The sequence below is a fragment of the Photorhabdus bodei genome, from assembly GCF_003287735.1.
Classification (GTDB): Bacteria; Pseudomonadota; Gammaproteobacteria; order Enterobacterales; family Enterobacteriaceae; genus Photorhabdus; species Photorhabdus kayaii.
Genome location: NZ_NSCM01000024.1, coordinates 16,638 through 42,140, shown reverse-complemented (window position 1 = coordinate 42,140; position 25,503 = coordinate 16,638). Strand labels below are relative to the sequence as shown.

The window sequence follows — 25,503 nt, the reverse complement described above, 5'->3', positions numbered from 1 at the left end:
TATTACCCCTATTTTTCTAACCTTAAAATTAGATTTTTAATTTTATAATCAATTCAATTCCATACTACCGATAGTGACAAATCTTGCGGGAATATAAACGTCAAGTTTATTTTCTTTGCAGAAATCTTTCAATTCTTCGTGTAATGATAAATTGAATTTTTGGTAAATTGATTGAATATGATTAACCACATCTTCGGCACTTATCATTAACTCTTCACCGATTTTCTCTTCATCTAATGAGCGCAGAGTTAGAAAGAGAACTTCCCATTCAGTTTGTGTCAATTTGTCATTAGGGGCGATAAATTCCAACGTTGCCGGAGGGGTTTTATCATAATAGTAAGCAGTAGAAAAGTTTTGGGTTTTGCACATATGAAAAGTGAGCCCAATACAATTGCCATCTTCATCACAAAGTGGGTATTTATTACAAAGATAGATTTGCTTAATCTTATGTTCTTCAAATGGATGCGTTTCTAGTGAACTAACGCGTTGCATAGTTTGAAGAACTTTTTGATCCTGACGGTGGAATTCTTTTTCATATTCTGCAATAGGTGAGGGTAATTCACCTGTTGTAAGCCCGGTAATATCAAAATCTTCGGGCAAATTGTGTAGTTGATAAAAAGCGGAATTGGCGTAAATAAATCTTGATTGGAGATCTTTGGCTCCCCAAGGTTCATCACTGTTTTCCCACATATGAATTAATTGTGGGGTGATATTATTAGGTCTGTTTTTTATATGTTGCATTGGTGACTCCTGAACGATTATTTCAGTTGTTATCTGACATGTTTGTTAACTAATTATACTCAAAATGCCTTGGTAATATAATAGAATATAATAACTTGCTCGTCAAAATACATATATTTATTAATTAAGCCTTTTATTGTTATATAATGATACTTTTAACATTAACGAATATAACTAAAAATACTATTTTGTATAAAAACATTTTAGTTTACTTACTAAACAGCAAAATTAATGAATAAGCTTTTTAAATCATGAGTAATTAAGTGACGTAGATCAAAAATTTTCTGTTATTAACCAAAGCGTGAGGGAGTGGTTGTTATAACGATGATAGGTAATAGAATGAAAAAGAAGGTGTTATTTTTGGAGCGGAATAATGGCGAAAAAATGGCATTTAATCGGAATAATATTCGATCAATTAAAGAATGCTTTTTAAACGGCGCATGTAGAGCATTGTAATTAGATAAATCATATTTTGGAATTATCAGAATAATCAACTAAATAGAGTTTTCAATCTAAAAACCGAGTTTGAATTTGCCTACTGCGGACAATGGCTATTCTTAAATAAAATTAAGGTTAGGTAAATTCTATAAAATTAAATTATCGAAGAATAATTAAATAAAAAACTTACTTAAAATGGTATAGTCCGAGATATAAAGTTGCATTTCAAGTTCCACTTAGATGTTTGTCACAATCACGTTCTTACCCCATATCCCGCAGTTTGTATCAATGATTTTCTGCTTTGACAGTGCCGACGAGGTAACGCCGGAGGCAAAAAATTGACCTGATTTTCATTAACTTCAGAATATTCCTATATTTTTTAACTTAAATTTTTTGCATTATTGATCATCACTTAACACTTAAGTGGTAATAATATGGCAATGATTTTAGTTAAACCCATGCTTCATGTGGTAAGTCAATGGAGAAGTGAATAGATGGCAATAGGATATTTCCTGCTGGTTGGTGACAAAACCACCTGTGGCGGACAGATTATTACTGGTGACCACACCATGACATTTAATGGACGCGCAACGGCTCGCGAAGGGGATAAGGTTACCTGTGGTAAGCATCCCGGTACTTACATCATTGTCGGTGGTGTATCCGATATGTTTGACATGGGGCGAAAGTTGGCCGGTACACTGGATAGTGTCAGCACTTGCCCCTGTCGGGCCCGGTTTATTAATTCTGAGATGGACAGCTATGAGAAGCAGGATCAGCCTCGTCAACAAGCGGTAACGGCGGCGCAGAACTTCTCATCACCGGTGAAGGAAGCGAGGGATGTTCAGCCCAGTCCTCCACCGGTAAAGCAGGAGCTTCCGCCCCCGATCCCGGTATTTGCCAAATCCCGCCAACGGGCCAAAGGTTGTACTGATGCCGGTACGGAGACTGAACCGGCAAATAATTTTGGCAGGATGGCGATATATCAGGTGCCGTCATCTCCTGCGCCGGTCACGGCACAAAGAGCCTGAACAGCCTCCACAGGGCAAGAAACACCCGCCAGAACCGGATAAGCCGCAGGATAAAAAATTACCGTGGCATAAGCGGTGGTTTAGCGGTAGCAAAGATAAGGCCGAAGCCGCCGTTACCGCTGTGGCCGCCACTGCTCGCGGTGCGGTAGCGGACGGTGAAGCATTGGTGATGCGTTACGTTGGTGGTGGCGTTACCAGTGCTGGGCGCTGGCTGGCGGCACCGAATCCGTTGACAGTCGGATTAATGGGACTGTTTTATTCATCGGAGCTAAATCAAGGCGAAGAGGACTACTTAGATCGGTATCACCTGAGTGAAATTGCGGAACGGTCCGGTAAAGCGCCGACTCGTGTTCGTTTTCGTTGGATCAGAGATGAAAAAAGCGGAAGGATGACGATTCAGGGCTATCACGTCAGCCCGGAAAGTGGTTTGGATAAAGTGTCGGTTCGTATGATGAGATTGAATCCGACTACCGGTAATTATGAATTCTGGGAGCCGGGAGAAAATCGACCGACGATTTTATGGACGCCGAATGAACAGGAATTCAAGGCTCCACCGCATACCGGAAATGAAGGGCAGCCGTTTATTCCGTCGCAAATAACCGTATTACCAATCCCGGATAAAGAGGGTAATGATATTGAATCGCTGCCAATGCCAGAAGAGAAGGATTTCCGTGATTATATCCTGATCCTCCCTATTCCTAATATGCCACCGATGTATGTGTATTTGAGTAAACCGCCGGTGAAACTGTTAGACGTGGATTTGTATAGTAATTTTTCAGGTAGTCCAAGAAATGGAATGCATGCTGATCATATGCCCTCGGCTGCTGCGGTTCGGGCTTATTTTAAGAAAAAATACCCCGATGCAAAAGAAAACGAGTTAAGAGAAATGGCAAAAGATGTTGCGATTCTTATCATCCCAGCAGAAGTTCACCAAAAGCTTAGCTCAACCTATGGAGGTAGGAATTCACCTGTTCAAATCGAGCAGGATTCAAAAGATTTACATGCCGCATTTGAGCGAGATTTTAATACGATAAAACCAGCATTGAAGGAATATGGTGTGACAGAAGGGCAACTTGAGAATGCCAGAGCCAAAATGCACAAACTTAATCAGGAACAGGAGTTATACAAATAATGGCGGCCAACATTGAAGCATTGATTAATTATCTGGGTAAGTTTTATCAGGAAATTTTTGATAAAGGATTAATCCCTTATAAAACGAAGCCAAGTGGTTTTCCTGGTGACGAGGTTATTTGCTTGGAAATGGCAAAAGAAGGAGTATTTTTAGCATTTTATCGGGAAGGAAAGCGTTTAAAGGAAATTACATTAATTTTGCTAAATGAAAAAAAACCGCTATATCAGTTTCCTAACGAATTACCATCTCCTTTGGTGCCGCTAATGTCCCGGGAATGGATTCATAAACAGTTTGGCAAACCTGAAAAATCACTTCCTCCGAGGAAAAGATTAAAGAAAGATATTGGCTGGACAGAACTATATACTTGTCTAGGTTTTCATATGCCGATTAGTATGCAAGTTGATTATGATCTATTAGAGCGTGTCAAAGAAGTGGCATTCTTACCCACTTCAGAAGTGCGTTGGTAGCCAATAAAAGAGTTTTTTCTTGAGAGCCAATTCATTAATCAACAGCTTAATAAGGTTAAATTGAAGATGAATTTGAATTGACTCTCTCAGGAACAAAATAATTAATTAAATTTTAAATTAAGAGCAATTTCTTGTTATTTTTTTTCGGATAAAGTGGGTAGTCAGGCAGCATTGATAAAATATTTTTCTAATAAGTATTAAAATATGTCTCCAGCAATGATAAAAGCTATGCTTATAAAAGGTGGTAGCATAGTAATACCTAAAAAAATACATCAGAAATACAGTGAAACCTATGGCGGGAGAAATACATCAACGAAAAAAATTCAGGATGCATCTGATCTAAAAGTTGCTGTAGACAGTAATTTTGATGCTATTTTTATTCGATTCAAAGATAACGGATATATACCCGTTATCTTTCAAGTTGCCTCTTTGTTGGCTGCACTCGCTCACCCCGGTCACATAGTTACCTATGCTCCCGGGGATTCGCTTGCTTGCCGTCGCGATGTATCTTGAAATCCATAGGGTATATAATATTTTTAAATAAAATATTCCAATAGGGCGGGTTATTTTCTCCATTAATAATGAATAATAACAGCATGCAAAAACTAGGAATAAATACGTAATCTAAGACAATAAAAACTTTTCCGGTATATAGTGATTGAAATTATTGGCTCGACAATACGCTTCCAGTTGTTGGCTGGAATTAACCCCTATCTTACGGTATATCCGAGTCATATAAGATTCAACAGTGCGATAGGCTAGATTCAGTATCCGTCCAATCTGCTTTCTGGTATTTTTCTGTAAAAAGAGGAAAATGACATCCCATTCACGTTGAGTAAAAAGATCAGTTGGTGGTTGCAGCATAATTGAGGCGGGAAGTTTGTCGTGGTATTGATGTAAATAGGATAATGAATAGTTTTGCGCTTTCCAACCATGAAATATGACTCCGATGCAATCTCCGTCTTTATGGTAAAAAGGTGATTTTTCGAAAAAGTAAGACGATAGGATTTTCTCTTTGCCAAATATATGGGTTTCGATTGAACATATTCTCTGCTGTTTTTCTATTACCTTTTTGTCATGATTAATAAATTGTTCCGCAAATTTAGCGCTATCCCAAGGAAGTTCATTTTCATAGACCCCTTCAAATTCAAATGAATTTGAAAAGTTCTGAAGAGATTTTAATGCTAGATTACCGTAAATAAAGCATGAATTTTTATCTTTAATTCCCCACGGCTCGTTGCTTACTGCCAGTGTATTAATAACTTGAGATGATATAGTTATGTGATTACTCATATTATAATTCCTTTTTATCCATTTTGGGTTTAAGTTGTGATATGTTTGAATCATATTGTCAGTTTAATACTTTATTACCAGCAATAACAGACTTTTTCATAAAATAATTATTATGGTTATTTTTATTACGAGAGTTGTTTAGTTGTATATGACATTGTAGATTTAATTTTGGGTAAATTTTCTTACTATAATTAACTGTGTTTTCTACAATAGATGAAGGTAATTTACCAGTTAAAAATCTTTCAATATCCTAATTCTTAGGAAAATTGTGATATTGGTAGAGAATAGGGAGGGGGATTTTTGATAAATAATTATTTTTATTGGAAATTATTGCCTTTTTTACACAGGTAAATTAGTTCAATAATGGTATTATTTTTGTTGTAATTTATAGTTAATATGACATTTTATTATTTAGGTGATTATTTAAATAATTTATTTTTTTTATGATATTTAAAATAGCTGTGTTTTATAATAGAGAGAAATGGCCAGTTCTTTCTTTTAATTAAATTTAAATTTATTTAAGATGTGAATTTAAAATATGAGAAAATGTAACAGGAAATAATTATTTTTCCTAAAAATTAAATAGGCATTAAGCTGTTTATGTAACTGATATTTTTAATATATGAAAATTATGCCAGTATAATTTGAAATAATCTTACCATCCATTGATGGTAAGATTGTATTATACCGACAGCGATAAACTATTTAATCATGCTTTTTATGACTAAGAAATAGTAAATAAAATCATTAAGATAGTAAAAATTTTTCGGGTACATAGCGTTTGAAATTGTTGATGAGACAATATTCTTCCAGTTGTTGGTTGGAATCAACACCTATCTTGTGATATATATTGGTCATATGGGATTCAACTGTACGGTAAGAGATATTTAATATTTTTCCAATCTGTTTCCTGGTGTATTTTTGTAAAAAGAAGAAAATAATATCCCATTCACGTTGGGTAAAAGAATCTGTTGGTGGGTGAAATATAATAGAGGTGGGCAGCTCGTTATAATATTGATGTAAGTTAATTAATGAAAAATCTTTGGCTTTCCATCCATGAAAAAATATGCCTATACATTCCTTTGCATCGTTATATAGTGGTAATTTTTCTTGGAAGTAAGACGATAAGATTTTTTCTTTTCCATATGTATATGTTTCAAGTGAACAGATTCTTTTCCCTTTTGTTATTACAATTTTATCATGATCAATAAATTCTTTCGCAAACTCCGCTCCACTCCAGGGAAGTTCGTCATCAAAAAGCCCTTCATAATCAAATGACGTTGGAATGTTTTGAATAGATCTTAGGGCCAGGTTAGCATAAATAAAGCGTGAATTTTTATCTTTGATTCCCCACGGTTCATTGCTTGCTTCCATCGTGTTTATTATTTGTGATGAAATATATGTTCCATTAATTTTTTTCATGATTAAGACCTATTATAGTGATGATAAGTTTATAATACTCGGCAACCCTAAATGATCAATATTTATAGGGTGTAAAAGAGGGTAGTTATTTTTCTTGTAGTGGTCTCCAAATGAGTGAGTTTCTAGCAAAGTGACACTGCATCGTTTCAAAGTATGTTTTATCTTAGTGGAGGAATTCTTGTTCATATTTTAAGATTATCAAATATAATTTATATGTTTAAATGACTCTATTTTTATTCTTCGTACAAGTTAAGATTAAAGTGATACTGTTTAGTTTACTTTTTATATTTTGCATAGTAAATCCTTGGTGATTACTTAAGACATTATTTGAATGATTTAAGTAATAACTCTACTTAACATGATTTGATTCTATAGCATAGAACAACAATTTGTTTTTCACGGGAAAATAACTATTAATTAAATTTTTTATTATTTAATAAAGAAACTTTAAAAAAACAAAAATATATTTATGAATATTATTTTACAGAAAAATTATTTAATAAGGGTGTTTTTTATGAATGTTCAATGATAGCTGGTAATACTTATTTTTTTTCGATGGTAATTATTGATGAATGGTTATATATCCTATGGATTTCAAGATGGATCGCGACGCCAAGGGAGCGAATCCCCGGGAGCATAGATAACGATGTGACCGGGGTGAGTGAGTGCAGGGTATAATTACTTAAATTTCCCTATAATCTAACTTTTCAAATGAATTTATAGCGCTATTTTTCGATAGATTATAAATTTTAACTCCTCTTTTTATTGCTATTTCATGAGCTAGGTTGAAACAAGGAATGATGAAATCATGTAAGTTATTATTTAATTTGGTATCTAGCTGGTCATTTTGGGTTTCATAAAATCTTGGTTTCGAAAAATTGTTCATGTCTAGACCGGCGAAATATATTTTTTTATAGCCCAAAAACAATGCTATTTGCAGAGCGGAATATGCAACTGTTGTTCCGTTGTAGAATCCGAGATTTAAGTTTAATGAGAATGCTACGCCATTCTGTATTATTATTTCATCACTCTTTATTTCAAAAAGTTCTTTTTCCTCTTGATAAACTGGCTGGTCAATATTTTCAATAATAATGACTTTACATGTTAATTCAAGATCACCGTAATGAATTAAGATATCGTTGAGGCAATCCATTGTTGTGAAGAGTATCAATTCATCGTCTTTTAATATATTTAAAACGATATTCTTCCTATTTAGAATGAATGTTCGGTCAATTATAACATGGTATTTGAATTTCACTTCTGGTGATAATTCATACGAACCGTTAACACCCATAATATCAAATTTGGTATCATCAAAAAAATCTGTTTTGATGGTAGATACCGATGGTCCAGATGCAATAATAATTAAGGGTTTTTCTGATTTTTTTGGGAATTCATTGATGTTTATATTTTTCTTATTGAATGAAACGGAGTCGATTTTGCCATTAATGTTTCTTGAGATCTTTATGTGAGGCCAAAAATTCATATTGTGTTTCATTTTTTTACTGGATACATTTCTGTATATTGATTTTGTTATATTCTGCTTACAGAGCATACCTAGTTTTAAAAGATATTTATATTTAAAAAACATATTGTGGTCCCATTGTTCATTTTAAATTGGAATATTCAATTAATTATTTTTTGCTTTTTTATCTTTATCTCATTTTGAGATTTAGGTGTATATGCAATACAATTAGCGGGGATATCTTTATTAACAAATGACATTGCGCCTATGTGGACATTATCTCCAATTGTTATATTATCACTTATAATACAAGAGCTTGCACCTATTTTTACATTATCACCTATACTTATTTTCCCTTGAGTATCTTCATTAAGAACGCCAATGGTTGTATTTTGTAAAATATGAAAGTTATCACCAATAACGCAAGTGCGGGAAATAACAATGCCAACATAATGAGATATACGTAAATTTTTTCCTATATAGGAGCCTAATCCTAAATCACATCCATATTTATTTCTTAAATTTCTATTGATACGAATCGAGATTTTCTTGGCTTTATTTGTCCTGTATAAATAATTAGCAATTCTCCACCAGAAATAGAACCTGCGGTCTGGGCATTTAAGGGCTCGATGGATTGTTTTGAACCATGAAAACGATGTCCGCGAACAGATAACTTCGCTGAGTAAACATGCTTTTAAATGGCTTAGCTCTTCTTTATGTGATAACACCGTGTTCATTTTTTTATCAATACCTTGCACTGATTAGCCGTATCATTTTTCAGACATGGATTATATTAAAAATGTTGAATTTAGCCAAATAAATCGATTTGGCAAACCTAGCTATGTGAATTTTTGTTGACGAAATACAAGTGAATTCCAAGAAAAAGCCACCGTCAAGTGCAAATGACGTAAATCCAGTAAACACAGACACAATTTCAATTGCTGCCAACGCTGATATTGCGGTAGGAACAGCAACGTACTGGAAAGATCATAAATTTGGTATTGCTCTTGCTCAAATCGTATTAATTAAAGTTGGAAATTTTTTAAATTATTAGTAATTAAAGTATCAATAGTGATACTGAATTGGTATTAATAGATAAATTTCTGGATGTGGTTTCTAATGTTGAACTACTGATTGCTAGCAATTATATATACCCTATGGATTTCAAGTTGCATCGCGACGGCAAGGGAACGAATCCCCGGGAGCATAGATAACTATGTGACCGGGGTGAGTGAGTGCAGCCAACAAAGAGGCAGCTTGAAAGATGACGGGTATAAAAATAATTAACCTTGTAAGTAATAAAAACACTGCATTATTCTTTTTCTGAACTAGACTTGATTGGCGCGAATTGCAAGAGGGATTGTTTTTACAATAATTCAATATACTGATTATAAAATAACATTATTTAACTTTAGGAGAAAGTACATGAGTTATAAGAATGATTTTAAGGTTTTTTCTATTGGTGATAATGCGAATGTGGTAAATCAAAAAAAATATGAAGAAAACCAAAGTTTGAAGAGTGGATTTACACCAGATAATGTTCCCACTCACTTGTTAAATAAGGTATTACGTCAAGCGTCAACCATATCATCTGTCGTGGCTGATTTTATCGCGACACGATCTGGCAATGATGTTCTGGATGATGGAAACATAGCCAAACTCACCGATCAATTAAATAAAGCGCTAGAGCAAAAAATTACAACAGACATTCCCAGTGCTTCATTAACACAAAAGGGCGTTGTTCAGCTTACAAATGTGATCGGCGATAGCGACACATTGGCGGTTACACAAAAGCTTGTTCAGGAAGTCATAAATTCATTACGTGAATATACCCGCGAAGAGATAGATAACCGGATTAAAACAGCCGATGAAATTCCTGTTGGTTCTCCTATTCCGTGGCCGTTACCTCATCCACCGTTCGGTTATTTCGCTTGTAATGGTTCAGCATTTAATAGATTGCAGTATCCGAAGTTGGCGGAAGCTTATCCTGACGGCAGATTACCTGATTTAAGAGGCGAATTTATCCGCGGATGGGATGATGGTCGAGGGATAGATCCAGAACGTTCATTATTGAAGTTGCAGGAGGGGTCTTATTTACTACAGGAAGCTGGTGGAGCTGATAATGTTGTTAATTTTTCACTTAATGATCGTGTGGCATTACAGTGGGATATTCCGCAAAATAAAACCATTTCATTAAGGGCTAGGGCTGCTACAGCAGGCCCTGGGACTTGGACCACCACTGCAACTTATATAGGGGTATCAAGACCTCGCAATATCGCATTTAGCTACATAGTGAGAGCAGAGTAATGGCTGAAAATACGCTTGATAGCCAGAATATAGAAGTATTCTAGGATATGGGAATTTTGCTTGTTGATGGACAAGCATGTTGGCTGCAAAGGGTAAAATGTAACTGAAAAAATGATATTTCCCCGAACCTAAATTTTACCCTTTTTTAACAGCCAACTATAATTCATTGATTTTTAATGAAATTTAACCTCTCTCATAAAAAAGGTTTTTTTTGCTTTTGGTAAATATATTCTTTGATAGTCAGTGAGTTGGAGTTAATATGTAACAGTGCACTGCCGTACAGGCAGCTTAGAAAAGTTGGGTTAAGAACTCTTAAGGAGAATACACGTGCACTGCCGTACAGGCAGCTTAGAAAGTCTAATGGAGGTGAAGCCTTTGTTGATGTTCCGGCAAGTGTTGCAGTTAAAGTATTGTTGTTAAATACAATGCTGCAAACAAAAACAAGTAATGCAGAGCTAGCGAGAAAACTAGGAACGCGTCCGCAAGATGTTCAACGTATAGTCTCATTGCGTCACAACACGAAGATTGACACGGTAGAAAGCGCGTCAAATGTTCTTGGTAAAAGATTGAATCTCGCTATTAGTTAACAACTTATTATACACGTTCAAAGGCTGCGCATTGCGTGGCCTTTTTTATTGATAGATAAAATTTTCTTTTCCGTCGGTTCTGCGAATAGAGAAAATAGTTTTCAGATGTTAAATATAAATGGTTTGGGCATGTTTTCGATTCTAAAATATTTAATTACTTATTGCCGCTAATTATATAAAAATAGTCAATCTCCTAATAAATAGGAATGCTGTATTACTCTTCTTTCTGAACTAGACTTTGATTTTAATGAATTACAGGCGGATTATTTTTACAGTAATTAAATATGTTGATTATAAAAAATATTATTTTGCTTAAGGAGTAAGGATATGAGTCAAAAAAATGATTTTAAAGCTTTTTCTATTGGTGATAATGCTAATGTAATTAGCCAAGAAAAATATGAAGAAAATCAGAATTTGCAGACTGGGTTTCCACAAGATGGTATTACTACTGATATGCTAAATAAGGCATTACGTCAGTCGTCCTCGATATCCTCTGTAGTCGCTAATTTTATCGCCACACACTCTGGCAATGATGTTCTGGATGATGGGAATATAGAGAAACTCAACGCTCAATTAAATAGAGCACTGGAACAAAAAACAAAGGTTCCTGATGCCTCATTAACACAGAAAGGTATTGTTCAACTTACAAATGAGGTTGGCAATAGCAATACATTGGCTGTTACACAAAAACTTGCTCAGGAAATAATAAATTCATTACGTGAAGAAATTAATATCCCTGTGGGTTCCCCCATTCCGTGGCCGTTACCCTATCCACCTATCAACTATCTCGTTTGTAACGGTGCATTTTTCAATAAATTACAGTACCCAAAGTTAGCAGAAGCTTATCCTGACGGCAGATTGCCCGATCTAAGGGGAGAATTTATCCGTGGCTGGGACAGTGGGCGAAATGTGGATCCATCTCGTTCAATATTGTCATGGCAGGAAGGGGCTTATTTGCTACAGAATGTTGATCGGGCTAATAATTTTATGATTACCCTCTCACGTAATGAGTTTGTAAAATTGCAGTGGGATATGCCCCAAAATAAAAATACTTCGGTAAAAGCTGTATATTATAAAGCTCAGGCAGATTGGATTGCGAATTCCGCGTTTATAGGGGTATCGAGGCCCCGTAATATAGCATTTAACTACATAGTGAGAGCAGCAGCATGCGGCATAATGACAGAACAAAAATACGCTTTAGAACATGAAACCGCCGTATTGGGTGAAGACGGATTAGCAATTCAAGCCGGCTGGATAAAAGTTTATTACACAGATCAAATAACAAGAGAATTTACTCACGCTGATATTGAATATGTCATGCTCGGTGTCAGTTTGTCAGCGAATTCTTATTTAGATGCACCAGACTTTCCCGATTCTGATGATGTGGCTGTTTGTCGCAGTGAAGACGGTAAATGTTGGGAAATCGTCCCTGATTATCGGGGGAAAATAGCTTACGACACGTTAACACGAACTCAACAGAAAATCACTGAACTGGGTGAATTACCTGAAACTCTGACCTTCAAGCAACCGACCACCGATTTTGATAAATGGGATGGCACAAAATGGGTCACTGATAATGTAGCTCTAAAAGCAAATCAGATTGAACAAGCGGAGCAGCAGCGTGTAATTCTGTTGCGACACGCGAATGAATCCATTGCATTACTGCAAGATGCTGTTGATTTAGATATCGCTACCGAAGTAGAAAAATCCGCTTTACTGACATGGAAAAAATACAGGGTAATGCTCAATAGAGTAAATATTTCGCTGTCTCCCGATATTGAATGGCCGGAACTGCCGAGGTAAAGAGTATAATGAAAGGATATAGTGAATAGTGATTTCCATCACGAAAAAAAGCCACCTTGCGGTGGCCTTTTCTTTCTATATTTTTCAGATAATTAAGGAGTAATTATGGGGTGGGAGCTTCATATAACAAGAGCTGAGTGCTTCTCAATGAATGAAGATTGCCAAATTAGTAGTGATGAATGGCTCGCATTAGTGGCTGAAGATGACGAATTATTCATTGATGAAAGAAATGGTCGGTTTCATGCTAGATGGACAGGAAAAAGCGTCTATGAAGAACCTTGGCTGAATTGGTCTGATGGGAACATACATACAAAACACCCCGATACAGCCCTATATTGTAAGATGCTACAGATAGCCGAAAAACTTAATGCAAAAGTTGTTGATGACGATGATCATCTGTACTTACTTCCAACCGATTTAGAAAATCCGTCATGGGTTAAATCAAACCAACCTGAAGTAAAAAAATCGTTCCTACAAAAGCTCATGAACTACATAAAAAGATAATAATTTTCTGCTAACTCAGTCAATAAATAGGTTCCACAGTAATGTAGCAATCATTACTTAATTTTTTTATGCGAAAAATATTTTTCTGATGATACTTCGAGAGAGAAGATATTGCCTGAAATGGATGGTGTGTATTTATACAGTGGTGCCAAGGTGCCGCCATTCTGCCGCCACTTCTCAATTTTCATGTCATCGCAGAAAACAAAAAAGCCACCTTGCGGTGGCCTTTTCTTTTCCCTAACTCACTGTTTTATCAGTGAATTTTATTTGGTGCCCAGGGCGGGACTTGAACCCGCACAGCCTTAAGGCCGAGGGATTTTAAATCCCTTGTGTCTACCGATTTCACCACCTGGGCTGAATTTGGAGGCGCGTCCCGGAGTCGAACCGAGGTTGACGGATTTGCAATCCGCTGCATGGCCACTCTGCCAACGCGCCTTTCTATATTCAATGAATAATTATTCAACGAATAATTCAGCTACTAAAACTTTATTCGCTAAGTTACTATCCAACTTCTGAACAGTAACTTGGAGCGGGAAACGAGACTCGAACTCGCGACCCCAACCTTGGCAAGGTTGTGCTCTACCAACTGAGCTATTCCCGCACCGCTTTGAACTGGCTGATTTACTTATTTGTTTTCGTAAATCTCATGTGCCGTTCGATGCGTTGCATTCTACTTACTTCACGTATCGAGTCAACACAATTATTGTTACGCTGTGTTTGTTCGATGGTTTTTACGTCATTTCGATCAAGCTTCACGCAAGTCAGACCAAGCCGCGTTGACATATTGAAACATTGACCAAAATGTCATCACCGTAGCAACATAAAGTAATATGAATCCGCCCAATTCGAATTCAAAATTAGGGCGCCATAATAAAGCAACTAACGCCGCCATCTGTGCTGTCGTTTTTACCTTACCCATCCAGGAAACGGCAACACTACTGCGTTTGCCTAATTCAGCCATCCATTCTCTGAGAGAAGAGATGATAATTTCACGCGCTATCATGGTTGCCGCGGGGAGGGTTATCCACCATGTATGATAGTGTTCGGAAACTAAGACTAGTGCGGCAGCAACCATGATTTTGTCCGCGACAGGATCAAGAAATGCGCCAAAGCGAGTTGTCTGTTTCCAAAGGCGGGCGAGGAAACCGTCAAACCAGTCTGTCGCCGCAGCGACAACAAAAATTATGGCACAAACCATCGGCGCCCATGTGAATGGCAAATAGAATGCCAGGACAAAAAATGGGATCAGGACGATACGAAATAGAGTGAGCCATGTTGGTATATTTAATTGCATAGTGCTTCTTAACTATCTGGCTATAGTGGAATTTATAAGTATGGTGCATCAATGTACTTAGTGTTTCAATGCATTATAAATTTTTTCTGCTAATGCATAGGAAATAGTCGGTACTTTTGCGATCTCTTCGACACTTGCATTACGTAAAGGCTGCAAACCTCCCATGTATTTCAGTAACATTTGTCGGCGTTTTGGCCCAACGCCTTCAATAGATTCCAGCGTACTGGTGTTTCTAACTTTAGATCTACGTTGACGGTGCCCGGTTATTGCATGATTATGTGATTCGTCACGAATATGCTGAATCACATGCAGGGCAGGAGAGTCCGGCGGTAATGCGATACTTTTATCCTCCGTCGCGAAAAACAGTGTTTCAAGCCCGGCTTTGCGATCACTGCCTTTGGCAATGCCTATTAATTGAGGTCGCGTTTTATCCCATTCAACATCAAGAGACTGAAAGACATCTATTGCTTGAGCTAATTGCCCTTTACCGCCATCGATGAAAATAATGTCGGGAATTTTTGACTCATCTAATGCTTTCCCGTATCGACGGCGTAGTACTTGATTCATGGCAGCGTAATCATCACCGGGAGTAATACCACTGATATTATAGCGCCGGTATTCAGAACGTAGTGGGCCATTGCTATCAAAGACGACACAGGATGCAACAGTTTGTTCCCCCATGGTGTGACTAATGTCAAAACATTCCATTCTCTGAATTTTTGCTAACTTAACTAATTTGGTGAGAGCGTCTAATCTTTGATGAATAGTTGATTGTTGTGATAAGCGGGTCGCTAGGGCGATTGTTGCATTTGTGCGGGCAAGTTTCAGATAACGGGCTTTATCTCCGCGGGGTCGGGTTTGAATATGAATTTTTCGCCCGGATATTTCAGATAAAGAATCAGACAAAATGTCTTTCTCTGGCAGAGTAAAATCCAGCAAAATTTCTGAGGGCAAAGTCCGATTTTGGCTGCCCTGTAAATAAAATTGACCAAGGAATGTTTGTACAATCTCATCAAGCTTTGTCCCAGTCGGGACTTTAGGGTAGTAACTTCGGCTACCCAGTACTTTGCCCTGACGTATAAACAGTACATGCAGGCATGCCATGCCCGCTTCAAAGGCAACACTGATAACATCAAGGTCATCGTCTGTTCCTGAAACAAATTGTCTTTCAGTAACCTGACGAACGGCCTGGATTTGATCTCGGTATCTTGCTGCATCTTCAAATTTCAGTTGCTGGCTGGCTTGTTCCATTCGGTCAATTAATCTGGTTAAAACTTGCTGATCTTTGCCTGAAAGGAACAGACGAATATAATCAACTTGCTGCTGATATTCTTCTTCACTTACCAGCCCTTTAACGCAAGGCCCAAGGCAGCGGCCAATTTGATATTGCAGGCATGGCCGCGAGCGATTGCGGTAGACGCTATCTTCACATTGTCGGATAGGAAAAAGTTTTTGCAGTAAAATTAATGATTCTCGTACCGCATGAGCGTTTGGAAATGGGCCGAAATATTCACCTTTGAAATGTTTGGCTCCCCGATGCATTGCCAGTCGTGGGTGTTTATCTGCGCTGAGAAAGATGTAAGGGTAGGATTTGTCATCTCGCAGTAAAACGTTATATCGGGGTTGATAGAGCTTAATGTAATTATGCTCCAGCAGCAGTGCTTCGGTTTCGGTATGCGTAACCGTAACATCTATTTGAACAATATTTTTAACCAGAGATTCGGTTTTACGACTGGCGATCTGTGCGCGAAAGTAGCTGGCAAGCCGTTTTTTTAAATCCTTGGCTTTACCGACATAAATAACCGTGCCTGAGGTGTCATACATACGATAAACGCCAGGCTGACTGGTTACTGTTTTTAAAAATGTTTTTGAATCAAATTGTTCCGTCACTATTTAATAGACTCTCTGTGTCGAATAGCCCATAACGTATTGCCATATGTGTTAATTCTACATCACCGTTGATATTTAGTTTACTAAACATTCGGTAGCGATAGCTATTAACGGTTTTTGGGCTGAGATTAAGTTGTTCAGAGATATTGCTCACCTTTTGTCCTTTCGTGATCATCAGCATAATCTGTAATTCACGATCAGACAGACAACTTAATGGATTGTCTTGCTGTGGGCTAATTTGGCTAAGGGCCATTTGTTGAGCGATATCGGGAGCGATATAGCGCTGTCCGGCATTAACTGCACGAATTGCATTAACCATGTCTTGAGAGGTAGAGGCTTTACTGAGATATCCTCTGGCGCCAGCCTGCATCACCTTCATTGGTAAAGGATTTTCAGTATAGACAGTCAACATGATGACACGGACATCGGGACAATAACGTAGGATTCTTTTTGTCGCCTCCAGGCCACCAATGCCTGGCATGTTCATATCCATTAACACGATATCTACTTTATTAGCTCGGCACCATTTTATCGCATCTTCACCACAATTAGCTTCTCCTACTACGGTTATTCCTTTTACGTCATCAAGAATACGTTTTACACCAACTCTGATCAGCTCATGATCATCGACTAACAAAATATTTATCAAAAAAGTGTCTCCAACTGGCTCTATGCTCATACATGAGCTTCATCGATATACCTGTTATCTTTCAAATTGCCTCTTTGTTGGCTGCACTCACTCACCTGGGTCACATCGTTCGTTATGCTCCCGGGGATTCGCTCCCTTGCCGTCGCGATGCATCTTGAAATCCATAGGGTATATTGCTTGTGTATTGAATTTGTTTCAGAAGAGTTAACTTCAATTGTCTGTTTTTTAACTTTTAGTAAAGATTATATAAAACAATAAAATAGATAAATTATCCTAAAAGTTCATCAAGAATGCGAATATTATACTTATCTCCTCCAAAGACAAAAGAGAATTATTTTATACGATAGCAAGTGTCATTTATTTGAAATCAGAATGTCCTATATATTCTGATTATGATAAAATTAATAACTAAATAAATATTTATAAAACAAATGGGTTTAACAATAATTTAACGTTTTTTGGCGTAGATCTATTTGGAAAATGTATAAAAATAGGGGGTGAATTATGTGGTATAATTATTATTTTCATAACGCAATTAATACGTAAACAGGTAACGACTATGAATAAAATCGATTTAATTCCTTCATCTGATACTGAAACCTTAGCAACAGAGGTGACATGTTTGAAAGTGCTGTTGGCTTCTATTCTTAAAACTATGGGGCAAGCTCATGCAGGGAAAGTTGTACTGAATTTGGAACATGTTATTGCAGAAATGGGCAATGAAAAACAGGCTAAGATATTTGAAAATACCGTTCAGCAAATAAAAGCATTATATCGGCAGTGAGGTAGGGTCTCAGGGGTTAATGTTATTGCCCCTGTACATATCCCACTTTTGCTACGTATTTAACGATCATAACTATATGAAACTAAAGGTGTAAGGTAAATAAATTAAAAACGATATTAATTATCTGGTTATAGAGAAAGGTGTGGGAAGAGGAAAATAGCTCATAGTAATTAACAGGATATAGCGTATACTAAATGTAGTAGTCTGGTTTGGTATGTAAATATAGGAGCGTGCGTATGTACAAAACTATTTTAGTACCGGTAGATATTTCAGAAGATGAACTAACGAGTAAAGCGGTTAAGCATGCACTGTCTTTAGCAAAAGAAACAGGTGCGAAGCTCCATATTCTTCATGTACTGCCAATTTCATCCGCGATTGTTAACGCATATTCGTTGGGATATGATGAAATTAAGGATAAAGCGACAATTAAAGCCGAAGATGATTTGAAAACGCTGCTTGATACCATCGATTTTCCTGCTAACAGGTTATCCTATTCCATTGCGTTTGGGTCGCCAAGAGATGAAATAACAGCAGCAGCGACAGAAATTAATGCTGATCTTATCGTTATTGGCTCTAGAAGGCCCAATATTACAACGCACTTATTGGGATCTAATGCATCAGGTGTTGTCAAATATTCGACAACATCTGTTTTGGTTATCAGGTAAGGTGATTAAAACGTAATGAGAGAGATTGATTAGCCATCTTCGGATGGCTTGCTATATATGTCTTAGCTAACGCTGTGTTGCTATATTTTTATTAAATTTGCTCTGATTTCATTTTCATTGAGATTGCATAAGGTTTCGTAGAATTGTTGAGGATGCAATAATTGTGGAAAAATTTACTGATAAACTGATTCGTTTGGACCATTTTTTATGGCGGGTGGTGCGTTTTTACCTTATTGCTGCAACGTTTTTCTTTATTGGAATAATTCCGGGTGTCCTGGGGTTTTACCTGATAGAGGGGCATACATTTTCTGAATCTTTGCTTAACGCTTTATCTATGCTGGGATCGCAGGGTTTAGATCCCGTCCCTGTTAGTTTATCCGGTAAATATTTTATTGCCATATATGGGGTATTTTTGGAAAGTGTGTTCTTTATTACTTTGGGGCTTGTTGTAACACCGTTCATTCATCGAATATTACATAAGTGGCATCTTGATTCTGAGTGATTGAAAATAGAGCTATACGGTAATTTATTTGATTTAGTTAAACAACTCACAACAAATAATGTAATAGTTTATACCCTATGGATTTCAAGATGGATCGTGACGGCAAGGGAGTGAATCCCCGGGAGCATAGACAACTATGTGACCGGGGTGAGTGAGTGCAGCCAACAAAGAGGCAACTGAAAGATAACGGATATATACTCATTGAAGTAGTTAGGTTTGGTATATAAATATAGGAGTACGTATGTACAAAACGATTTTAGTGCCAGTGGATATTTCAGAAGATGAGTTGACTGATAAAGCGATTGCACATGCAGAGTATTTGGCGAAGTTATCTGATGCTAATATACATCTTTTCCATGCCGTTCCTGACATATCAAGGTTTTCAATTAGTTATAGTTACCATTATGACTTGCTCAACTCTTTTGCCAAGAAATCTATTGCAAGATCAGAAGAGGAATTGGCAAAAGTGGCTGAGAAAATAGACTTGCCAAAAGAGCGAGTCTCTTTCTCCGTAGCCTTTGGATCACCGAGGGATAAAGTATTATCGACAGCAGATGAAATTAAAGCAGATTTAATTGTTATTGGTTCCCGGCGGCCTAATATTTCCACCCATTTATTAGGTTCAAACGCTTCAGGGATTGTCGGATATGCAAATATTTCAGTTTTAGTAGTCAGATGAATGACCTATACCCTATGGATTTCAAGATGCATTGAGACGGCAAGGGAGTGAATCCTCGCCGTTTTTTACGGCGGGGAGCCATCACAACAGAATATTGAACTTATTTTGGTGATAATTGATTTTAAGCTATCCATTTTTTACCAAAAAGTTGATCTGCACAGGATAGATGTTGCATAAAATCCCGGATTAAAGTGAATATCAGGCAAAGATGCCACAAGAATCAGCAACTTATGCGGCTATAGTAAAAATAAGCATGATTTTAATTTATTGGCTATAGTTAATTTCAGCAAGGTGACTCGTTTTGATAACTGGATGAGGACAAAACATGTTAAGAAAATTGGCGGCTGAATTACTTGGAACTTTTGTTCTGGTTTTTGGGGGATGTGGTAGTGTTGTATTCGCTGCGGCATTTCCTGAATTAGGGATTGGCTTTGTCGGTGTATCTTTGGCATTTGGTTTAACAGTATTGACGATGATATATGCTGTTGGGCATATTTCTGGCGGGCATTTTAATCCCGCTGTAACAATTGGTCTTTGGGCTGGTGGTCGTTTCAGGGCAGTGGAGGTTATTCCTTATATTATTTCTCAAGTTATAGGTGGTATTCTTGCTGCCGCGGTATTATATGTTATTGCCAGTGGGCAGGCGGGTTTTGATGCGACCACGAGTGGTTTTGCAGCAAATGGTTTTGGTGAACATTCACCAGGTGGATTCTCGCTTCAATCGGCTATTGTGGCTGAAATTGTTTTAACGGCTATTTTCTTAATTGTTATTATTGGTGCGACAGATAGACGAGCACCTCCGGGCTTTGCACCATTAGCAATAGGTTTGGCGCTGGTTTTAATTAATTTGATTAGCATTCCTATTACTAACACGTCAGTCAATCCGGCACGAAGCACGGCTGTTGCGATATTCCAGAATACCTGGGCTTTAGAGCAGTTATGGTTTTTCTGGGTGATGCCAATTATTGGTGGGATTGTTGGAGGGGGAATTTACAGGTTATTGTTTGCTGAAAAACAATGATTTTTACTGGTGAGTTACCTTGCTTAAGGCCACGCTGTAGTGTGGTCTTTTTACTTTTCAATGAAAGAACTTTTTGTCACTATTATTTTTTCATTTGTTTTAATAAAGGTAGGAAATATTATCATGAAGATTTATTGCAATGTATTGGATGGTTTATTACCGTCAATTATACAAAAATAATTAACCCTATAAGTTATAAAATAAATTTCATTATTCCTTTCCTGAACTAGACTATAATTGTCGCCAATTGAGAGAGGCTATCTGTACGACTATTTAATATATTGATTACTGAATGATATTATTGAATTTAAGAGGAGTATATGAGCCAAGGAAATGATTTTAAAGCCTTTTCTATTAGTGAGAATGCTAATATAGTGAGTCAAGGGAAATATGAAGAAAGCCAGAATTTAAAGATGGGGTTTACACCTGAAAATGTTTCTACTCATGTATTAAATAAGGTATTACGCCAATCCTCAACAATATCATCTGTTGTGGCTAATTTTATTGCGACACAATCTGGTGAAGATGTACTGGATGATGGTCGTGGTGTTGATAGTGGCCGTGGAATCTTAACTCATCAAGGGGATGCGATTAGGAATATTACTGGTAGTGTAAGTGGACGAACTGTATCCACCTCATCCCGTATGTTTAGTTATGCTGGTGGTGCTTTTTATACTTCTGTAACTAACCCCGGAAGTCATTTTAATGCTGGTGCTACATATAATTCTGTAGCCCAGGATCGATTTAGTCTACTAGAAATTGATGCTTCTCGCATTGTACCTACTGCGAATGAAAATCGCCCACGCAATATCGCATTTAACTATACCCGTCATCTTTCAAGTTGCCTCTTTGTTGGCTGCACTCACTCACCCCGGTCACATAGTTATCTATGCTCCCGGGGATTCGCTCCCTTGCCGCCGCGATGCATCTTGAAATCCATAAGGTATATATCGTAAAAGCAGAATAATATCATAAAGGCAGAATAATAATGACACAAGAAAATATTTTAGATACTGAAACCGCTGTATTAGGTGAAGATGGATTAGCGATTCAAGCTGGCTGGATAAAAGTTTATCATGCTAATCCCTATTCGAGAGAATTCTCTGGTAGTGATTTCGAATATGTTGCGGAAGGCGTCGGTTTGTCAGCGCATTCTTATTTAGACGCGCCAGATTTGCCAGATTCTGATGATATGGCTGTGCGTCGCAGTGAGGATGGGAGTTATTGGGAAATTGTCCCTGACCACCGTGGAAAAATAGCTTACAACACGCAAGTGGGTGCACAGGAAGAAGTGGCTGCGCTGGGTGAATTACCGGAAACATTAACATTCGAACAACCGTCCACCGATTTTGATCAATGGGATGGTGAAAAATGGGTAACGGACTTTGAAGCTCAAAAAATCAGTCAAGTTGAACAGGCAGAACAACAGCGTGCTATTTTTCGTCGGCAAGCTGATGAAGCCATCACGGTATTGCAGTATGCGGTTGAAACTGAAATGGCATCAGAAGCGGAAAAAACTTTATTGCTAGATTGGAAAAAGTATTTGGTATTACTGCGTCGGGTTGATGTTTCATCGGCCCCAGATATTAATTGGCCTGAAAAGCCGCAAGAATAATACCATTAAAGTTTTATAATTCTTAAATATTAACGAAGCACTGGTTTTTAATCAGTGCTTTGATTGGAAAAAATTCGTATAAAAGTTCATATAAAAATGAACTCTGATTCGTAAAGTTGATTTGGTTATCGACTTTAAATTTATTTTTGCTAAAAGTGGAGGGCGGTCAGTAAGGATATTTTTATTGTTTTTCAGAATTAGACTATAACTGATGTAAATTATGGGGAATTATTTCTAATAATTCGACTTATTGACTGTAAATGAACATTATTTAATTTGGGGAAGGTATATGAGTAAAAATGATTTTAAAGCTTTTGCTATTGATAGTAACGCTAATGTGCCCAGTCAGCAAGACTATGAAACAGATCTGAATTTTTCGCGTGGGTTTCCAAACAAGCAGTATATTGATAATTACATATTAAATAAGATATTTCGTCAAACATCAACAATAACATCGGTTGTAGCTGATTTTATTGCGACACAAACCGGTGAGGATGTTTTAGATGATGGTAATGTCACTAAACTCACTGCACAGTTAAATAAAGCTTTAGAACAGAAAGCGATAATAGGAATTCCCAATGCTTCATTAACACAAAAAGGTATTGTGCAACTTACCGATGTGATGGGTGATAGTGATACATTGGCAGTGACGCAACAGTTGATTAAGGAAATAGTTAATTCATTACTTGGAAATATTAATACTAGAGTACCTGATAGCCGGAAAATAAACGGTAAGGCGTTGACTGGGGATATCAATCTGACTGCGGCGGATGTGGGTGCGGTATCAACTAATAATGCAATGCTTTCAATGGGTTTTGCTCGTTTGGATGGATTGGAAAATTTATACGATGGTTGTGCCGGATATGGACCCAACGCGCCATTCGTCACTAAATATGGATTGCCACTTGGTGGGTATGGCGTTCAGTTAAGATTTAGTAATGTAAATGGCTTATCAAGTGAAGGCGTGTATGGTGTATGGAGCCATAGGCTGGTTTTCGAGCATGAAGGCAATACATATCGTACAGATAGCATAAATAGCGATAGCAACAGACAAGCTACCCGTAAGTTTTGGGACGATAAGAACGCTAAACCAGACACCAACGGATACCTCAAGAAAGCCTCTCCGATAATAGAAATCTACCCTGATGGCACATTCTTGACTAATGACGAATCCGAAGGTGCAGAAGTGATAAAACAGGGAACCGGCATATATCGTATATCAAATATCCTGGGCTATAACGCTGATGGTGGTTGGGGGGTGCATGGAGGTATTTCCGTTCCCCGCGACAACAATAATCTCGAACTGATTTTTGTTGATGATCACGTTCAACCTGACGGCTCTATTATTATTGAGACTTTCCATCGCCAACACGCACATTTACCGGAGAGATTTCAAAATTGGCGGCTCAAATCTATTGATGACAATGGCAACAAGATATTCTATCAAGATGGGGAACCCTGTGATATTCCCGATTCTTGCCGTTTAGATATTAGGGTCCAAATGCCAGAAGATTCACTCTGGAACTTGAATCGAAAGAAGTTACAGAAAGAAATGGAGAGTAGCAGCGCTTTTGGTCATAAATTGTAGTAAGACGGGGCCGTATATCGGCCCTGTATCTTATTTGGTTTTTTTTGCGCTTCAATATTAGGATGTTGACGTTGAGCGTCATTCTCTATTTTTTCATATTAATGGTTAGTGATATAACCGCTCGTTTTTAAAGCATATAATCCATATGTTGATTTCATAATACCCAATTAATCATTCCGCTATAATAGGATAACCACCATCTTGTGATATCTCAACCTGTCTATTGAATAGTCTTTCTTTTTAAAAGAGATGCTAAGAAGAAATGCAAAGAAACAATGTTTGTCTTATAGGTCGATTATGAGGCAACATAAAAGGTTAAAATCAGAATGATATTTTTATATAAGTAGGGGTTATCATTGAAACGTAAAGTTATTTTTTGGGCAATTCACATTGGGTGTTTCAGTTTAATTGCTCCTTTATCTTCTTTTGCCGCACCGGCTGCCTTTGAACAAGCTAAAGTTGAATTGCGTAAACGTATTTATCATGATCAATTTAAGTCAGAGACCGGGACACTTTATTGTGGTTGTCATTGGCGATGGACAGGTAAGAGCGGTGGACGCACAATCCTTTCTTCGTGTGGTTATCAAGTCAGGTCACAACAGAATCGTGCTGAACGAATTGAATGGGAACATATTGTTACTGCCTGGGTTTTTGGTCATCAGCGGCAATGTTGGCGAAATGGAGGGAGGAAGAATTGTGTCTCTTCCGATCCTGTTTTCAGGGCAATGGAATCTGATATGCATAATTTGGCCCCATCAATTGGTGAGGTTAATGGCGATCGTAGTAATTTCAGTTATGGAATGTTACCGAAAAGTATGCCGAATAATTATGGTCGTTGTACCAGTAAAGTCGATTTTAAATCTCGAACGTTCGAACCGAGAGATGAGGTAAAAGGGCAGGTCGCTCGGATTAATTTTTATATGCACGATCGTTACAATCTTTCCATGTCCCGCCAACAACAGCAATTATTTATCGCTTGGGATCGTCAATATCCACCGAGTAAATGGGAGCAGGAGAGAGATAATCGAATTGCCAGTATTATGGGGCATCACAATCCTTTTGTTACCGGTGAACAGAAATGGCAATTATGGCATAAAAACTCCGCCGCTGGCATTCCAAAAAGCGAGCAGAGAAAAGGGCAGAGAAATAGTCAAACAGATACCCAGAGACAACGGGTGTTATCTGATGCATCCTCTACAGGATTAATTAAAGGGAATAACAATAGCAAAATCTATCATTTTTCTCATTGTTCAGGTTATAAGATGATTCAGGAGAAGAACGCGGTCTATTTTAAAACAGAAACTGAAGCAAAAAATGCGGGTTTTCGATTGGCTGGAAACTGTAAGGGGACTTAACAAAACAGATAATTAACTATTTGCTCTGTTGTCATCAATAATAATATTATTGCCATCCGTTGAAGAAGAGTGCTTGCAGATAGTGACTTCTTTGCCGGATGGTAACGGGATGTATCAATACCATAGTAGCCAAATCAATAATGGCTATTATGATGTTAAGTCATTAGTGGTGTTAAGTCATTAGCTTATACCCTATGGATTTCAAGATGGATCGCGACGGCAAGGGAGTGAATCCCGGGGAGCATAGATAACTATGTGACCGGGGTGAGCGAGC

General features: G+C 37.5%; 25 protein-coding genes, 3 tRNA genes and 3 pseudogenes. 19 read left to right on the top strand and 12 right to left on the bottom strand.

From position 1 onward, the window contains the following. Positions 1 to 48: 48 nt before the first annotated feature. Positions 49 to 741, bottom strand: coding sequence for a PAS domain-containing protein (locus tag CKY02_RS13965; RefSeq protein WP_112895741.1), 693 nt, complete (start codon positions 739 to 741; stop codon positions 49 to 51). Between the two features lie 932 nt (positions 742 to 1,673). Here CKY02_RS13965 and CKY02_RS13960 point away from each other — a divergent pair. Both CKY02_RS13960 and CKY02_RS13955 read left to right on the top strand, forming a co-directional pair. Further along, a pseudogene (locus tag CKY02_RS13960) lies at positions 1,674 to 3,339 on the top strand (S-type pyocin domain-containing protein). Further along, positions 3,339 to 3,806: a DUF6392 family protein gene (locus tag CKY02_RS13955; RefSeq protein ID WP_112895740.1), complete on the top strand. Its 468-nt coding sequence runs from the start codon at positions 3,339 to 3,341 to the stop codon at positions 3,804 to 3,806. The pseudogene CKY02_RS13960 and the gene CKY02_RS13955 overlap by 1 nt, the downstream one beginning before the upstream one ends. A 339-nt stretch (positions 3,807 to 4,145) precedes the next feature. Here CKY02_RS13955 and CKY02_RS24705 read toward each other — a convergent pair whose 3' ends face one another. The 3 genes from CKY02_RS24705 to CKY02_RS13940 all read right to left on the bottom strand — a co-directional run bounded on the left by CKY02_RS24705 (position 4,146) and on the right by CKY02_RS13940 (position 6,521). Beyond that, entirely contained in the window at positions 4,146 to 4,382 is a 237-nt protein-coding gene (locus tag CKY02_RS24705) for a hypothetical protein (protein WP_162120642.1), read from the bottom strand. 48 nt (positions 4,383 to 4,430) lie between these two features. Beyond that, the gene (locus CKY02_RS13945) at positions 4,431 to 5,099 is read right to left on the bottom strand and encodes a helix-turn-helix transcriptional regulator (RefSeq protein WP_167405312.1); all 669 of its coding nucleotides are present in this window, start codon (positions 5,097 to 5,099) and stop codon (positions 4,431 to 4,433) included. A 747-nt stretch (positions 5,100 to 5,846) separates the two neighbouring features. Next, a complete protein-coding gene (locus CKY02_RS13940; RefSeq protein WP_112895737.1) occupies positions 5,847 to 6,521 on the bottom strand; it encodes a helix-turn-helix transcriptional regulator in 675 nt (224 codons plus the stop codon). Between the two features lie 525 nt (positions 6,522 to 7,046). Here CKY02_RS13940 and CKY02_RS24700 point away from each other — a divergent pair. Beyond that, complete coding sequence (locus CKY02_RS24700; RefSeq protein WP_162120640.1) at positions 7,047 to 7,199, top strand: hypothetical protein; 153 nt, start codon at positions 7,047 to 7,049, stop codon at positions 7,197 to 7,199. Between the two features lie 4 nt (positions 7,200 to 7,203). Here CKY02_RS24700 and CKY02_RS13935 read toward each other — a convergent pair whose 3' ends face one another. Further along, complete coding sequence (locus tag CKY02_RS13935) at positions 7,204 to 8,007, bottom strand: lipopolysaccharide core biosynthesis protein RfaZ (RefSeq protein WP_146747445.1); 804 nt, start codon at positions 8,005 to 8,007, stop codon at positions 7,204 to 7,206. Between the two features lie 140 nt (positions 8,008 to 8,147). Then, positions 8,148 to 8,744, bottom strand: a complete 597-nt coding sequence (locus CKY02_RS13930; protein ID WP_240002055.1) for a serine acetyltransferase — start codon at positions 8,742 to 8,744, stop codon at positions 8,148 to 8,150. 110 nt (positions 8,745 to 8,854) lie between these two features. Here CKY02_RS13930 and CKY02_RS23920 point away from each other — a divergent pair, with 110 nt between their 5' ends. The 6 genes and pseudogenes from CKY02_RS23920 to CKY02_RS13905 all read left to right on the top strand — a co-directional run bounded on the left by CKY02_RS23920 (position 8,855) and on the right by CKY02_RS13905 (position 13,187). Further along, positions 8,855 to 9,040, top strand: coding sequence for a hypothetical protein (locus CKY02_RS23920; protein ID WP_146747444.1), 186 nt, complete (start codon positions 8,855 to 8,857; stop codon positions 9,038 to 9,040). An 80-nt stretch (positions 9,041 to 9,120) separates the two neighbouring features. Continuing rightward, positions 9,121 to 9,273, top strand: coding sequence for a hypothetical protein (locus CKY02_RS24695; protein ID WP_162120638.1), 153 nt, complete (start codon positions 9,121 to 9,123; stop codon positions 9,271 to 9,273). 138 nt (positions 9,274 to 9,411) lie between these two features. After that, a complete protein-coding gene (locus tag CKY02_RS13925; RefSeq protein ID WP_112895735.1) occupies positions 9,412 to 10,293 on the top strand; it encodes a tail fiber protein in 882 nt (293 codons plus the stop codon). A 914-nt stretch (positions 10,294 to 11,207) separates the two neighbouring features. Further along, a pseudogene (locus CKY02_RS13915) lies at positions 11,208 to 11,826 on the top strand (tail fiber protein); the annotation flags it as partial. Between the two features lie 230 nt (positions 11,827 to 12,056). Further along, positions 12,057 to 12,683: a tail fiber assembly protein gene (locus CKY02_RS13910; protein ID WP_112895763.1), complete on the top strand. Its 627-nt coding sequence runs from the start codon at positions 12,057 to 12,059 to the stop codon at positions 12,681 to 12,683. Between the two features lie 105 nt (positions 12,684 to 12,788). Beyond that, positions 12,789 to 13,187: a hypothetical protein gene (locus CKY02_RS13905; RefSeq protein ID WP_112895734.1), complete on the top strand. Its 399-nt coding sequence runs from the start codon at positions 12,789 to 12,791 to the stop codon at positions 13,185 to 13,187. A gap of 268 nt (positions 13,188 to 13,455) precedes the next feature. On the opposite strand, the gene CKY02_RS13900 is transcribed toward CKY02_RS13905, so the two are convergent. From CKY02_RS13900 to uvrY, 6 genes are all read right to left on the bottom strand, one after another. Continuing rightward, positions 13,456 to 13,542, bottom strand: a tRNA-Leu gene (locus CKY02_RS13900). Between the two features lie 6 nt (positions 13,543 to 13,548). After that, positions 13,549 to 13,622: transfer RNA gene (locus CKY02_RS13895), tRNA-Cys, on the bottom strand. 90 nt (positions 13,623 to 13,712) lie between these two features. Continuing rightward, positions 13,713 to 13,788, bottom strand: a tRNA-Gly gene (locus CKY02_RS13890). Between the two features lie 144 nt (positions 13,789 to 13,932). Further along, positions 13,933 to 14,481: a CDP-diacylglycerol--glycerol-3-phosphate 3-phosphatidyltransferase gene (pgsA, locus tag CKY02_RS13885; RefSeq protein WP_112876974.1), complete on the bottom strand. Its 549-nt coding sequence runs from the start codon at positions 14,479 to 14,481 to the stop codon at positions 13,933 to 13,935. 57 nt (positions 14,482 to 14,538) lie between these two features. Continuing rightward, positions 14,539 to 16,371, bottom strand: coding sequence for an excinuclease ABC subunit UvrC (gene uvrC, locus CKY02_RS13880; protein ID WP_112895733.1), 1,833 nt, complete (start codon positions 16,369 to 16,371; stop codon positions 14,539 to 14,541). Beyond that, positions 16,355 to 17,020, bottom strand: a complete 666-nt coding sequence (gene uvrY, locus CKY02_RS13875) for a UvrY/SirA/GacA family response regulator transcription factor (protein WP_112895762.1) — start codon at positions 17,018 to 17,020, stop codon at positions 16,355 to 16,357. Before uvrY ends, uvrC begins: the two co-directional genes overlap by 17 nt. Before the next feature lie 32 nt (positions 17,021 to 17,052). On the opposite strand from uvrY, the gene CKY02_RS26320 reads away from it, so the two are divergent. The 10 genes and pseudogenes from CKY02_RS26320 (at position 17,053) to CKY02_RS13830 (ending at position 25,229) form a co-directional block, all read left to right on the top strand. Next, complete coding sequence (locus CKY02_RS26320; protein ID WP_275658220.1) at positions 17,053 to 17,178, top strand: hypothetical protein; 126 nt, start codon at positions 17,053 to 17,055, stop codon at positions 17,176 to 17,178. A gap of 401 nt (positions 17,179 to 17,579) precedes the next feature. Next, on the top strand, positions 17,580 to 17,804 hold the full coding sequence (locus CKY02_RS13870; RefSeq protein ID WP_112876976.1) for a DUF2594 family protein: 225 nt from the start codon (positions 17,580 to 17,582) through the stop codon (positions 17,802 to 17,804). Between the two features lie 236 nt (positions 17,805 to 18,040). Further along, positions 18,041 to 18,469 carry a universal stress protein gene (locus CKY02_RS13865; RefSeq protein WP_112876977.1) on the top strand — a complete coding sequence of 143 codons (429 nt, stop codon included), beginning with the start codon at positions 18,041 to 18,043 and terminating at the stop codon, positions 18,467 to 18,469. 163 nt (positions 18,470 to 18,632) lie between these two features. Further along, positions 18,633 to 18,971 (top strand): hypothetical protein, encoded by a 339-nt coding sequence (locus tag CKY02_RS13860; protein WP_112895732.1) that lies wholly within the window; start codon positions 18,633 to 18,635, stop codon positions 18,969 to 18,971. A gap of 241 nt (positions 18,972 to 19,212) precedes the next feature. Beyond that, on the top strand, positions 19,213 to 19,650 hold the full coding sequence (locus tag CKY02_RS13855) for a universal stress protein (RefSeq protein WP_112895731.1): 438 nt from the start codon (positions 19,213 to 19,215) through the stop codon (positions 19,648 to 19,650). 325 nt (positions 19,651 to 19,975) lie between these two features. Further along, entirely contained in the window at positions 19,976 to 20,671 is a 696-nt protein-coding gene (aqpZ, locus tag CKY02_RS13850) for an aquaporin Z (RefSeq protein WP_112895730.1), read from the top strand. A gap of 320 nt (positions 20,672 to 20,991) precedes the next feature. Continuing rightward, a pseudogene (locus CKY02_RS26730) lies at positions 20,992 to 21,213 on the top strand (phage tail protein); the annotation flags it as partial. Positions 21,214 to 21,659: 446 nt separating this feature from the next. Continuing rightward, complete coding sequence (locus tag CKY02_RS13840; protein WP_112895729.1) at positions 21,660 to 22,286, top strand: tail fiber assembly protein; 627 nt, start codon at positions 21,660 to 21,662, stop codon at positions 22,284 to 22,286. A gap of 289 nt (positions 22,287 to 22,575) precedes the next feature. Beyond that, on the top strand, positions 22,576 to 23,874 hold the full coding sequence (locus CKY02_RS13835; protein ID WP_112895728.1) for a phage tail fiber protein: 1,299 nt from the start codon (positions 22,576 to 22,578) through the stop codon (positions 23,872 to 23,874). A 371-nt stretch (positions 23,875 to 24,245) separates the two neighbouring features. Further along, positions 24,246 to 25,229, top strand: a complete 984-nt coding sequence (locus CKY02_RS13830; RefSeq protein WP_420800750.1) for an endonuclease — start codon at positions 24,246 to 24,248, stop codon at positions 25,227 to 25,229. The last annotated feature ends 274 nt before the right edge of the window (positions 25,230 to 25,503 follow it).

Bases quoted from the DNA above. Each gene is read 5' to 3' on its own strand.
- CKY02_RS13935 (WP_146747445.1), bottom strand. From the start codon at position 8,007: ATGAATTTTTGGCCTCACATAAAGATCTCAAGAAACATTAATGGCAAA.
- CKY02_RS13965 (WP_112895741.1), bottom strand. From the start codon at position 741: ATGCAACATATAAAAAACAGACCTAATAATATCACCCCACAATTAATT.
- CKY02_RS13940 (WP_112895737.1), bottom strand. From the start codon at position 6,521: ATGAAAAAAATTAATGGAACATATATTTCATCACAAATAATAAACACG.
- CKY02_RS13945 (WP_167405312.1), bottom strand. From the start codon at position 5,099: ATGAGTAATCACATAACTATATCATCTCAAGTTATTAATACACTGGCA.
- CKY02_RS26320 (WP_275658220.1), top strand. From the start codon at position 17,053: ATGAGCTTCATCGATATACCTGTTATCTTTCAAATTGCCTCTTTGTTG.
- pgsA (WP_112876974.1), bottom strand. From the start codon at position 14,481: ATGCAATTAAATATACCAACATGGCTCACTCTATTTCGTATCGTCCTG.
- aqpZ (WP_112895730.1), top strand. From the start codon at position 19,976: ATGTTAAGAAAATTGGCGGCTGAATTACTTGGAACTTTTGTTCTGGTT.
- CKY02_RS24700 (WP_162120640.1), top strand. From the start codon at position 7,047: ATGATAGCTGGTAATACTTATTTTTTTTCGATGGTAATTATTGATGAA.
- CKY02_RS13835 (WP_112895728.1), top strand. From the start codon at position 22,576: ATGAGTAAAAATGATTTTAAAGCTTTTGCTATTGATAGTAACGCTAAT.
- CKY02_RS24705 (WP_162120642.1), bottom strand. From the start codon at position 4,382: ATGGAGAAAATAACCCGCCCTATTGGAATATTTTATTTAAAAATATTA.
- CKY02_RS13855 (WP_112895731.1), top strand. From the start codon at position 19,213: ATGTACAAAACGATTTTAGTGCCAGTGGATATTTCAGAAGATGAGTTG.
- CKY02_RS13905 (WP_112895734.1), top strand. From the start codon at position 12,789: ATGGGGTGGGAGCTTCATATAACAAGAGCTGAGTGCTTCTCAATGAAT.
- CKY02_RS13910 (WP_112895763.1), top strand. From the start codon at position 12,057: ATGACAGAACAAAAATACGCTTTAGAACATGAAACCGCCGTATTGGGT.
- CKY02_RS13925 (WP_112895735.1), top strand. From the start codon at position 9,412: ATGAGTTATAAGAATGATTTTAAGGTTTTTTCTATTGGTGATAATGCG.
- CKY02_RS13870 (WP_112876976.1), top strand. From the start codon at position 17,580: ATGAATAAAATCGATTTAATTCCTTCATCTGATACTGAAACCTTAGCA.
- CKY02_RS13955 (WP_112895740.1), top strand. From the start codon at position 3,339: ATGGCGGCCAACATTGAAGCATTGATTAATTATCTGGGTAAGTTTTAT.
- CKY02_RS13865 (WP_112876977.1), top strand. From the start codon at position 18,041: ATGTACAAAACTATTTTAGTACCGGTAGATATTTCAGAAGATGAACTA.
- CKY02_RS13840 (WP_112895729.1), top strand. From the start codon at position 21,660: ATGACACAAGAAAATATTTTAGATACTGAAACCGCTGTATTAGGTGAA.